Here is an 11,438-nt window from a genome sequence, read left to right on the forward strand (position 1 = left end):
ATTTCTTGTTGATGATAGGATTTTATGGAATTTTCTTTGAGCTTTATAATCCCGGCTCTATCATCCCCGGAACGGTTGGAGCAATCTCTCTTGCACTGGCTTTATATTCTCTAAATATCATCTCTGCAAACTGGCTTGGTGTGATTTTGATAGGTTTGGGTGTTTTATTCTTTATCTTAGAGATGATAACTCCGTTGTTTGGTGGGCTTGCTGTTGCTGGTGTTATATCATTAGCTCTTGGTTCTATTATTTTAATCCCTTCCGATTCAGTTTATGGTGGTATATCATTGCAAGTAATCATTCCAACGGTAATTTTCAGTGCTGTATTTTTCTTTTTAGTGGCATACAAAGGTGCAAAAATTCAAAAAGAAAAACCAAAAACAGGCTCAGAGGCTATGATTGGAGATAAGGCAGTGGCTTATACAGACATTAATAAAGAATACGGAAAAGTGATGTATCATGGCGAGCTTTGGTTTGCATACTCAGATGAAGAGATAAAGAAAGATGAAACGGTAATCATAGAAAAAGTAGAAGGTTTGAAGTTAAAAGTTAGGAAAGCTAAACCGGATGATGATTAATCTGTGGAATCTGAGATTCTGGTATAGCTAAGAATGAGGCATCCTTTCTTTGCTACCCTAAGGCTGTAAAGTTGAAAGATCTACTCCTTTTAATGTTTTTTTAAAACAGGAGATTCTTCGCTGACGCTCAGAATGACACTGTAAAGGTGAAAAGGTGGAAGATTCTTTGCACGGCTTCAGAATGACAAATTGAAACAATCTTTAATTTAAGCTGTGGTATCTGAAAAAGCTTCTCTTAAAGCATCTTCTCTCTGTCTGCAGGTTGCACACTCTCCGCAGGGTGGAACAGTTCCTTTATAACAGGAGTATGTTTTTTCAAATGGAACTCCAAGCTCCCTGCCAAGCTTTGCAATGTCTGTTTTACCCATGCCTAAGAATGGAGTAAAAATCTTTATTCTGTTTTTCTTCTTTGCTACCATCACAGAACTTGCATTTATAACCGCTTCTGCAGATGATGCAAACTCCGCCCTGCAGTCCGGATATGGTGAGTCTAAGGAATGTATGCCAATTCCTATATTTTCTATCTCATAAACATCAGCAAACGATGCTGCTATTGACAAAAATATTAAATTTCTCATTGGTACGGTGGTTATGGGTGGTTCATCTGGATAGTTTTCTGATGGAATTTCTAAATTCTCATCTGTTAAAGCATTACCTTTAAGCTGTTTTAGGTGTGGCACTTCAACGATAAAATGCTCCTTTACGCCTGCAATTTTTGAAAGTTCTTTTGCATATTCAAGCTCTATGCTGTGTTTTTGTCCATAAGAATAGGATATAGCATATACATCTTTAAACATAGTTTTTGATAGCCATAGTAAAACAGCACTATCCATTCCACCGGATAATAAAACGATTATATTTTCTTTCTTTAACATTTTATTGTCCGCCTTTTGCTTTCCATTTTAGATAGCTTTCTATAAAGTCATCTATTTCTCCATCCATTACGGCTTCTATATTTCCAGTCTCAAATCCTGTTCTTAAATCTTTGACCATTTGATATGGCTGGAAAACATAAGACCTTATCTGACTTCCCCATGTGATATCTTTTTTCTCGCCTTCAAGCTCTTTTTGTTTTTCTTTTCTTTTTTCAAGCTCTAACTGATAAAGCTTTGCTTTAAGCATATTCATAGCTTTAAGTTTGTTTTGAAGCTGAGACCTTTCGCTCTGACAAGCAACTACAATACCTGTTGGAATATGTGTAATTCTAACAGCTGAATCTGTTTTGTTTACATGCTGACCGCCTGCACCGCCTGCTCTGTATGTATCTATTCTAAGGTCTTCTTCGTTTATTTCTACTTTTATATCTTCATCAATTTCTGGAATTACTGAAACAGCTGAAAAGGATGTATGTCTTCTTTTGTTTGCATCAAATGGAGAAATTCTTACAAGTCTATGAACTCCTTGCTCTCCTTTTAAATATCCATAAGCATAAGGTCCTTTTATAATCACCGTTGCACTTTTAACGCCTGCCACATCATCCGGCTGAAAGTCTACAAGCTCAACTTGATAGCCTCTCTTTTCTGCCCATCTTGTATACATTCTAAGTAGCATCTCTGTCCAGTCGCAAGCTTCAACTCCACCTGAGCCAGCCTGAACAGTAAGGATTGCATTTTTTGAATCCATCTCATCCGATAACAGGCTACCAAGCTCTAATCTGCTGATTTCTTTTTCTATCTCTTTTAATTCTTTTTCAACTTCGTTATAAAGCTCTTGGTCTTCTTCCATTTCAAGAAGTGTGATATAGTCTAAAAGGTTATTGATTTTTTCATCAACTGTTAAAATTTCTTCTAATTTTTCTCCTAAATAGTTTCTTCTTGATGAGATTTCTTGAGCTTTTTTCGTATCGTTCCAAAAGTTAGGGTCTGCCATTAAATCATCAAGTTGTTTTATCTCCTCTTCTAACTTTTCTGGCTTTAAAATCTCTTTTAAATTATCCCACTTCTCTTTTATCTCTTCCCATTTAGTCTTTATTTCTTCTACTATCATCGCTGCACCTTTAAAGAATTTTTTGAAATGATAATTTTATCAAATTTTAAGTTATTTCAAGATGGATGTCTAACTCTAATTTTTCCTGTCATAAGCTGGTGTAGTAATGTTTTAAATAAGCTTCGTAATGCTACTTTCTTCTTTTCTTCTGCTTGGATTTTTTGGTCTATTGTTGTTAGAATGTTAGCTATTTTTTGCTGTTCGTCAAGTGGTGGAAGGGGGATTTTTATAGACTTGAATTCTGTTAGCTGGAAATTATACTTACCATCGGAAGACCTTCTAACATAATCTTTATAATTAAACCAATATGAATTTGCCATAAAATACAAAAATTTTGGGATGACAGTATTAACTTTTACTCTTGCTCTAAATACGAAAGAAGCAAACCCAATACCTTCAAAAGGAAGATTTTCAATAAAAACATTTCTGCCAACATTCTCAATACTTCCGCTTGAACCAACAAAAAGAATATCGTTCAATTGAATTTGTTTATTCTTGGGAATATGCTTAATTAGATAATGATTATATTTTGAGTTAAAGTCAATATATCCATCTTTAATGTTTGGAATAGAAATTATCAAATGTCCGTTATCTTTATTACCTTCTTCAAACTTCCTCCAAGAAATTCCTCTATCGAGGTCAACAACCTCTCCCAATCTCACAACTTCCCAATGTTCTGGAATTAATCCGATTTCAGACTCTTTTAATTTAACTTTATCAATTTCATCAACTACAACAGCTCCATAAGTAAAAAGATGCTTCATCATAGACTTTTTAAGCTGTTTTGTAGCATTTATAACTTTTTCTGCTTTTTCTATAGCATTTTGGACAGTAGAAAGAATATCAGCAATAGCTTTTTGCTCTTCAAGTGGTGGAAGGGGGATTTTAAGTCTTGCTAAATTTTCTTTATTTATAGCATTAAATACTGAGCCATAACTTTCTTTTTCTATTAGATGTTTAAAAAACAAAAGAGAATAAAATAAAAATTCATTTATTCCGTTTTTCAAATTTAAAGATGCTAATCCTCTACCAATACAGTAGTCCATATCTGCAATATTTACATCTCCAACAGGTGCTCTTACAGAGATTAACACGCTACCTTTTTTAGCTATTTTCAAGGGTTTTGTTGTATATTTTATATGTTTTGGACTAATATTACCAAATTCAGCCTTTCCTTGAAGAAATGGTATTCCTTTTCCATAGGTGTTATATGTATCGCCTGGTGGTGATTGCCCCATTGTTATCTCTGCAACCTCTCCCAACCTCACAACTTCCCAATCCTCTGGAATTAAACCTATCTCAGTTTCCTTAAACCCTTTACTCTCTTTCATTTCTAAAACTAATCCAACGACATTCTCTTTTCTCTACTTTCTGACAAGATATTTAAAATCTCTTTCTCATCCTCTTTTTTGATAGCCTCTTTTAACCTTTCTAAGGATTTTTCAAAAACATCAATTGTATGCAAAACATTTTCTTTATTTTCTAAAAATATATCCTTCCAAACCGTTGGTGAACTTGCTGCTATTCTTGTAAAGTCTTTAAATCCTCCGCCCGGATATTTAAATAAATCAATCCCTGTCTCTTTTGATAAAACTATCAAGCTATCAACAAGTGCAAAAGCTATTGCATGGGGCAGATGTGATACACTGGCAAAGACAAAATCATGTAAGTGTGGGTCCATTATTTCTGTTTTTGAGCCAATATCCTTCCAAAACTTTTCAACCTTTTCTATTTTCTCCCTATCTTCTCCAACAGGGGTTAATATCAATCTTGCATTTTTAAATAAATCATACTTTGCATTTTCTATGCCTTCTTTTTCTGTTCCTGCTATTGGATGGACTCCTACAAAAACATGCGGCTTTAGTATCTCATACAATCTTAAAACCAAATCACCTTTTACACTGCCAACATCAGATATAACTGTATCATCTTTCAAAAAAGGTTTTATTTTTAATGCTATGCTTTCAAAGGTTTTAACAGGTGTTGATAAAACTACAAAATCTATATTTTCCCAAGGAATCATTTCATAAAAATCATAACCTTCATCGATTGCTTTAAGCTCTAATGCTTTCTCTATTCTGTTTTTATTTAAATCAAACCCGTAGATTTTTCCTTTATAACCTTCTTTTCTTAACGCTAAGGCTAAAGACCCTCCAATTATTCCAAGACCGATGATTAAAATTCCCTTAAATCCACCAAAATCTTTTTCCACTGTATCACCTCTTACTTAACAAGCAATACAGGAACAGGAGACCTTGACATTATATAGTTTGTTGTACTTCCAAGAATAAGCTCTTTAACGATACTTTCACCAAACGCACCCATTACAATAAGGTCAAGATTGTCTTTATTTGTGGTTATATATTCATCTAATACATCCTCTGGTAAGCCGTATTTATCAATGAATTCAAACGAAACTTCAAGAATAGACTCAAGCCTTTCTTTAAAGCTTTCTGCTAATGGTTGGTCTTCTACTTTATCCTTAAACACAGAGATAACTTTTACATTTGTTTGTAATGTTTTTGCTAAATAGTTTACATAGATTGCAGCATGGACTGATTTTTCCCTTCCATCAAATGCAAGTAAAATATTTTTTATTTCTCTAAATTCTGGTGGTGTTACCATTACCGGACAGTGTGCTTTTCTTGCTACTGCTTCAGCTGTAGAGCCAAGAAGAAGTGGAGCAAATCCTGCATGCTCACCTTTCTTTCCAACTATCAATATATCCTCCGGGTCAGCCATGTTAACAAGCTCATCTACAACCACGCCATAAGCTGATGCAATAGAACAATCACCGCCTTCTTCTCTGCATTTTATAGCAAATTCATCTAAAATTGCATCTGCTTTTGCATCAAGAATTTCTTTTATTTTTGCTGTTAAATCTCCGTAAACAGCAAAACCAAGACCACCTGCTATATCTGATAAGAAAGGTCCTTCTAATAGTCTTATATCAATGATATGAATACCTACAACCGGTCTTTTTAATTTTTTTGATAGATAAATTCCATATTCACCTGCTACTTTACTAATTTTTGAACCATCCAATCCAACAAGAATTCTGCCAATCATGACTATACCTCTCCTTTTAAAAATTCTTTCCAAGATTTTACCACTTCATTTACCGATTCATCTACTTTATTTTTTTCTGTTTCCCATACCATGATGCTACTTTTTGATAGTAAAAATCTTACTTTAAAATCAAGTGGATGATTTTTTGACACTAAAACATCTAATCCAAGCTTTGAAAGGAGTTTAGATAGATTGTTTTCTTCTATAGCTATAGAATAACTGCTAAGAATTTCTAAATCTTGGCTAATATCGTAAATGCATACGACTCTTGCTGTTTCAAAATCTTTTATGTTTTGATTTTCATCACATAAAACGCCTATTCTTAAACCTTCCTGTCTTGCTGGTTCGTAATGGATTACGACAGATTCTATGTTTTGTATTTTTTGTTTTATCTCCTCTGCGATTTCATCAACGATTCTGTGTGCCTCTCTAAGAGACATGTTATAAAGAAGTATCTCTGCTTCAATAAATTTATAACTTCCCGCAGTTCTTCCTTTTATTTCTTTTATATCAACTACTGCCGGATTTTTAAGAATTAAATTTTTGATTTTATTAAGCTCATCTAAGTCTAATGAATAATCAAGCAAAACTTTTATTGAATCTTTTAAAATTTCAAATCCGCTTTTAAAAATAAATATAGATACGATTGCTGCTGCATACTTATCTAAGTTATAACCAAAATAAACACTGATTAGACCTATCAAAACTATAATGGAAGAGAGAAAGTCAGCCCAAATATGCTCGGCATCTGCAACAAGAACAGGAGAGTTTAGTTTTTCACCGGCTTTCTTCTCAAGTCTTGAATAGAGAAATGTTAAAACCATCGCAATCAACATAACGATGATTGCATACTCTGGATTTTTTACTTGATGGCTTTCATGTGATAAAAATGCTTCTTTAAGTATTTCATACGATGCAAAGAATAAGAAAAAAGATATTATTACAGCTGCTATGTTTTCTACTTTATAAAGACCGTAGGGAAAATCTTTTGATTTTTTTGCTGTAATCTTTACGCTGATAAATGATATGACAGATGCTATGAGGTCAGAAAAAGAGTGGATAGCCTCAGCAATAAGTCCAAGGCTATTTGTGATAAGTCCAACAACGAGTTTTAAGATTGATAAAAAAAGGTTTAAAGTTAGAGAGCCAAGTATCCAACGCTCTTTTAAAGTTTGGTGATGGTTGTTATTCATTATTCTAATTTTTTACCTCTTACTTCTTACACGCTTTGATCAAATTATAAAATTCATCAAAGATATAGAATGAGTCATGAGGTCCCGGTGCTGCTTCCGGATGATGCTGGATTGAAAATACAGGATAATTTTTATGTCTCATTCCTTCTACTGTGTTATCATTTAAGTTAATATGAGTAATTTCAACGTCTTGGGGGAGTTTAGACTCATCTGTTGCGTAGTTGTGGTTTTGTGCTGTAATCTCAACTTTTCCTGTTTTTAGATTTTTGACCGGATGGTTTCCACCATGATGACCAAATTCAAGCTTGTAAGTTTTGCTTCCAAAAGCCCAAGATAAAAGCTGATGTCCAAGACATATACCAAAAATTGGCTTTTCTGAAGCAATAAGTTTTTTTATCTGCTGTATTTGATAGGTTAAAATTGCCGGGTCTCCCGGTCCATTTGATAAGAAAATTCCATCCGGATTTATGCTTAACACCTCTTCTGCCGAAACGTTGTGAGGAAAACATATTAGCTCTAAATTTCTATCGGCAAGAAGTCTTAAAATGTCTTTTTTAACGCCATAGTCTATTACTGCAACTTTATAATGAAATTCTGTTTGCTCCGTATAACCCTCCGGCCATTTCCAACTTTTTTGAGTCCATCTATAAACTTTTGGTGTTGATACTTCTTTAACTAAGTTAAGCTCTGAAATATCCGGAACACTTCTTGCTTTTCTTACCGCTTCCTGGGGTGGAATATCACCAATGCCGATGTATCCTTTCATTACTCCATAGTCTCTTAAAACTCTAACTACAGCTCTTGTATCTACGCCAAAAATTCCGATTACATTATTCTCTTCTAAGTACTCTCTTAAGCTTTTTTTTGCTCTATAATTTGAATAATTGGTAGGGACATCCTTTACAACAAAGCCATTAACCCAAATTCTGTCAGATTGATCGTCTTCGTCGTTTATCCCGTAGTTTCCAATTTCTGCACCTGTCATAACTACAATCTGACCTTTATAAGATGGGTCTGTTAGGATTTCTTGATATCCTGTCATTGATGTATTAAAGATTACTTCTCCGCCGGTTTCTTTTAATTTAAAGCCGGAAAATGCATAACCATAGAAAAAATGACCATCTTCAAGTGCCAAAATCGCTCTTTCCATTAAACAACCTCAATCATTTTAAGATAATATTTTATCATGTTAGGATGTGGAAATGTAAATTGACCTTTTTAAAGCCTTTTTAATCATTTTTTAAAGTCTTTTTAATCATGAAGAAAAGGGGCAGAGATTCTTCCCAGGCTTCAGAACGACGAATATAAGGACTGTTAACGTAAGACGCTTTCACTTTCTTCGTAATCCCGAGGGCTTTAGTTTGAAGAATCTCCTCTTTTTGATTTTTCGAAAAAAATATAAGATTATTCGTTGACGCTATGATTTACACTACAGATAGATAAAAACTAATATTCTTCGCTGGCTTCATAATGACGATTAAAAAGCCAATTAATTTTTAGACTTAATCAAAATTTTAAAACACTCTCAAATGTATTCAAAAAAGGTTTATAAACTTTCTAACTTTTTTACAACCTCGTCTAAACTTTGACTTCTTCCAATTAATCTTAAAATCTGTCTTAAAGTATCTATATTGTTTGTTTTATTAATCTTTTCTACTATTGTCTCATCAACCGCTCCAAACCTAACATCCATTAGGTCTATTATATTCTCTCTTAAAGTTTCTAATTTACCGTCCAATTTCCATTTTTCTGTTAAAGTCATCATCTTTTTATCACCTCCTGATACTTCTTTTAATACTTCTCACTTCAAAATCTGTTTATTCTCCAATGCTTTTGCTAATGTAAAATCATCTGCATTTTCTAATATTCCGCCAAAAGGTAAGCCATAAGCTAATCTTGAGATGGTTATAGGATAGTTTTTTATCAAATTATGTATATAGTTTGCTGTTGCTTCACCTTCTACTGTTGGATTTGTTGCAAAGATAATTTCTTTTACATTCAGCTTTTTTATTCTGTCAATCAAAGATTTTATGTTTAGCTTTTCTGGACCTATTCCCTCTAACGGAGAAAGCCTTCCGCCTAAAACATGATAAAGTCCGTTGTATTTATCTGTATTTTCAATCATAAAAGCATCAAAAGATTCTTCAACTACACAGATAACAGACCTATCCCTACTTTCATCACTACATACATCACAAATTTCTTTTTCTGTAAAAATTCCGCATTCTCTGCAAAGATGAACTTTGTCAAGCATTAAAGCCAAGTGTCTTACAAGGTCTACCGCTTCACCTTTGGGCATTTTTAATAGATTGACAGCTAATCTTTGGGCTGTCTTTTCTCCATAACCTGGTAGTCTAGATATTTCCGATATAACCTGCTGAATACTATCCGGAACTAAATTCAAAACATACCACCAAATTTAGACATATTCATAGGAAGACCGGTAGCTTGAGAAATTTTATCTGCTATAACCTCCTTAGACCTTTCTGATACTTCATTTATGGCTGCAATAAGCAAATCTTTTAAGACTGGATATTCGTTTTCATTAAGAAGTGATTTATCTATTTCTACATCTAACATTGTTCCAAGACCATCAGATACAACCTTCACCATTCCTCCGCCAACTTCAACGACTATTTTTTCATTTTTAAGCTCTTCTTTTGCTTTTTCTATGTTTTCTTTTATGCTTTGTGCCTGTTTCATTAACTCAGCCAAATCTCCAAAGTTAAACATTATCATCCTCCTTTTTGTAAGTGATTATTTTTGAACCGGGGAAAAGCTCTAAAACCTTTTCTACTGCCTCGTCTTTTTTAGATTCTTTAACTTTACTTTTTTTTTCTTCCGGAGATGATATAAATATTTCTTTGCTGAAGTATTTGGTTAAAATGCTCATATTGTCTCTTAAAATGTCTTCTTCGCTTTTTGATTTAACTTTTATGTAAACTGCATTTTCATCTTCTTTAATTTCTGCGTTTTTCATTATTACTGCTATAACTTTTTCATTTTTTATAATCTGACTAATGATTTTGTTTAAATCCTGTTTTTGCTCTTCTTTTGGCTTTATTTCTTCTTGTTGTTTAGTTTCTTGTTTTTCTTGTGGTTTGATTTCTTGTTTTAATACTTCAGGTTCTTTTTTAGGGATAACTTGAACGCCTTCAGTAAAAAGCTGCTCTATTTTTTTGATGCTTTCTAAATACAACGTTTTTAAAATTGTTAGATGATAAATCTGTTTTGGGTCAAAAAATGTTCTTGCTTCTGAGTATGCTTTTGTGAAAATGGTTTTTAAATAAATAAGAGATTTTAAATCTTCCTTTGAGAAGATTTTATCTTCTTTATCAAGTGCTAAGTCTATAAGTGTTTTATGAATAGCTTCTAAAAGCTGTTTCCAAAATACGTTTATATCGTATCCTTCATCTTCAAGTGTATCAATTAATTTTATGTTTTCATCAATTTTTAACTCTTTAATATTTCCTAAAAACTTTTGTACATAGCTGTATGGAACTATTCCGAGAATTTCTTCTACATCTTTTCTTGTAAGCTTTCCTTCTGCATAAGTTACTGCTTGGTCTAAAAGACTTGCCGAATCTCTCATACCACCTTCAAGCTCTTGGGCTAATAGTTCTACCGCATCTTCTTCATATGGAATTTTTTCATTGTTTAATATTCTAAGAAGATAGTTTTTTATCTGCTCTTTTGTTGGTGGCTTAAATATAAACGTTTGACATCTTGATTTTATGGTTTCCGGTATTTTGTAAAGCTCTGTTGTTGCCAAGATAAAAATGTTTCTTGGTGGTGGTTCTTCTAAGGTTTTTAAAAGGGCGTTGAATGCTTCTTTTGTAAGCATATGTGCTTCATCTATTATATATACTTTGTATTTTCCTTTTATTGGCTGGTATCCAACGTTATCTCGAATCATTCTTATATCATCTATACCTCTGTTAGATGCTGCGTCAATTTCATACATGTCCGGAAAAGAGCCTTTATCTATTTCAATACAGTTTTCACACTGATTGCAAGGTTCATAATCTACCGGATTTTTACAGTTTAAGACTTTTGCAAGGATTCTCGCTATAGTTGTTTTTCCAACGCCTCTTGGTCCGGAAAAGATGTAAGCATGGGATACCCTATCAAGTTTTACAGCATTTTTTAAAGTCTTAACAACATGCTCCTGACCTATCACTTCTTTAAAAGATTTTGGTCTATACTTTCTTGAAAAAGCTTCGTAAGCCAATGTTTACCTCAAAATAATCCTAAATATTTCATAAATTATAATCCATTAAACAGATGTTTGCAATAAGCTATAGGAGAGTGTTCCAAAATTCTTGTAAGTTTACCTTTCCGTGCCATCCTGAGGCCGAAGGCGGAGGGTCTCATGTTTTAATGCTGTTCAAAAACAAAAATGAGATTCTTCGCTGACGCTCAGAATGACGGAATGGGAGCATACAAAGACACAGATTCTTCGCTTACGCTCATAATGACAGACTTGGGGCACACAAAGGAAGGAGATTCTTCACACGGCTGCAGAATGACAATATTGATTTTTGGAACAGCTTCTAAGCTATAGTGAAAAATCTCATTTTTTTGCCCTCTTCCCATCAAATGACAATAAAAA

The 11,438-nt window shown here is 33.4% G+C and carries 13 protein-coding genes; 2 read left to right on the forward strand and 11 right to left on the reverse strand.

The window, feature by feature from the left end; translation table 11 throughout:
- Positions 1 to 578, forward strand: a 578-nt coding sequence (locus SULYE_RS02145; RefSeq protein ID WP_007546054.1) for an NfeD family protein, incomplete at its 5' end; no start/stop codon positions are given.
- Between the two features lie 206 nt (positions 579 to 784).
- Here the strand turns inward: SULYE_RS02145 and queC are convergent.
- The 11 genes from queC to dnaX all read right to left on the reverse strand — a co-directional run bounded on the left by queC (position 785) and on the right by dnaX (position 11,057).
- Complete coding sequence (queC, locus tag SULYE_RS02150; RefSeq protein ID WP_007546055.1) at positions 785 to 1,453, reverse strand: 7-cyano-7-deazaguanine synthase QueC; 669 nt, start codon at positions 1,451 to 1,453, stop codon at positions 785 to 787.
- A gap of 1 nt (position 1,454) precedes the next feature.
- Entirely contained in the window at positions 1,455 to 2,564 is a 1,110-nt protein-coding gene (gene prfB / locus SULYE_RS02155) for a peptide chain release factor 2 (RefSeq protein ID WP_007546056.1), read from the reverse strand.
- A gap of 56 nt (positions 2,565 to 2,620) precedes the next feature.
- Entirely contained in the window at positions 2,621 to 3,895 is a 1,275-nt protein-coding gene (locus SULYE_RS02160) for a restriction endonuclease subunit S (RefSeq protein WP_007546058.1), read from the reverse strand.
- An 8-nt stretch (positions 3,896 to 3,903) separates the two neighbouring features.
- On the reverse strand, positions 3,904 to 4,776 hold the full coding sequence (locus SULYE_RS02165) for a prephenate dehydrogenase (RefSeq protein ID WP_007546060.1): 873 nt from the start codon (positions 4,774 to 4,776) through the stop codon (positions 3,904 to 3,906).
- An 11-nt stretch (positions 4,777 to 4,787) separates the two neighbouring features.
- Positions 4,788 to 5,633: a universal stress protein gene (locus SULYE_RS02170; protein WP_007546062.1), complete on the reverse strand. Its 846-nt coding sequence runs from the start codon at positions 5,631 to 5,633 to the stop codon at positions 4,788 to 4,790.
- Between the two features lie 2 nt (positions 5,634 to 5,635).
- A complete protein-coding gene (locus SULYE_RS02175; protein WP_007546063.1) occupies positions 5,636 to 6,826 on the reverse strand; it encodes a cation diffusion facilitator family transporter in 1,191 nt (396 codons plus the stop codon).
- A gap of 19 nt (positions 6,827 to 6,845) precedes the next feature.
- Positions 6,846 to 7,976 (reverse strand): glutamine-hydrolyzing carbamoyl-phosphate synthase small subunit, encoded by a 1,131-nt coding sequence (gene carA / locus SULYE_RS02180; RefSeq protein ID WP_007546065.1) that lies wholly within the window; start codon positions 7,974 to 7,976, stop codon positions 6,846 to 6,848.
- Positions 7,977 to 8,372: 396 nt separating this feature from the next.
- Positions 8,373 to 8,591: a hypothetical protein gene (locus SULYE_RS02185; protein ID WP_007546068.1), complete on the reverse strand. Its 219-nt coding sequence runs from the start codon at positions 8,589 to 8,591 to the stop codon at positions 8,373 to 8,375.
- Positions 8,592 to 8,627: 36 nt separating this feature from the next.
- Positions 8,628 to 9,230, reverse strand: a complete 603-nt coding sequence (recR, locus tag SULYE_RS02190; protein WP_007546069.1) for a recombination mediator RecR — start codon at positions 9,228 to 9,230, stop codon at positions 8,628 to 8,630.
- On the reverse strand, positions 9,227 to 9,559 hold the full coding sequence (locus SULYE_RS02195; protein ID WP_007546070.1) for a YbaB/EbfC family nucleoid-associated protein: 333 nt from the start codon (positions 9,557 to 9,559) through the stop codon (positions 9,227 to 9,229). The genes recR and SULYE_RS02195 overlap by 4 nt, the downstream gene beginning before the upstream one ends.
- Complete coding sequence (dnaX, locus tag SULYE_RS02200) at positions 9,552 to 11,057, reverse strand: DNA polymerase III subunit gamma/tau (RefSeq protein ID WP_007546071.1); 1,506 nt, start codon at positions 11,055 to 11,057, stop codon at positions 9,552 to 9,554. Before dnaX ends, SULYE_RS02195 begins: the two co-directional genes overlap by 8 nt.
- 168 nt (positions 11,058 to 11,225) lie before the next feature.
- On the opposite strand from dnaX, the gene SULYE_RS08185 reads away from it, so the two are divergent.
- Positions 11,226 to 11,390: a hypothetical protein gene (locus SULYE_RS08185; protein ID WP_156784750.1), complete on the forward strand. Its 165-nt coding sequence runs from the start codon at positions 11,226 to 11,228 to the stop codon at positions 11,388 to 11,390.
- Positions 11,391 to 11,438 lie beyond the last annotated feature (48 nt).

It is taken from the genome of Sulfurihydrogenibium yellowstonense SS-5, assembly GCF_000173615.1.
Lineage (GTDB): Bacteria > Aquificota > Aquificia > Aquificales > Hydrogenothermaceae > Sulfurihydrogenibium > Sulfurihydrogenibium yellowstonense.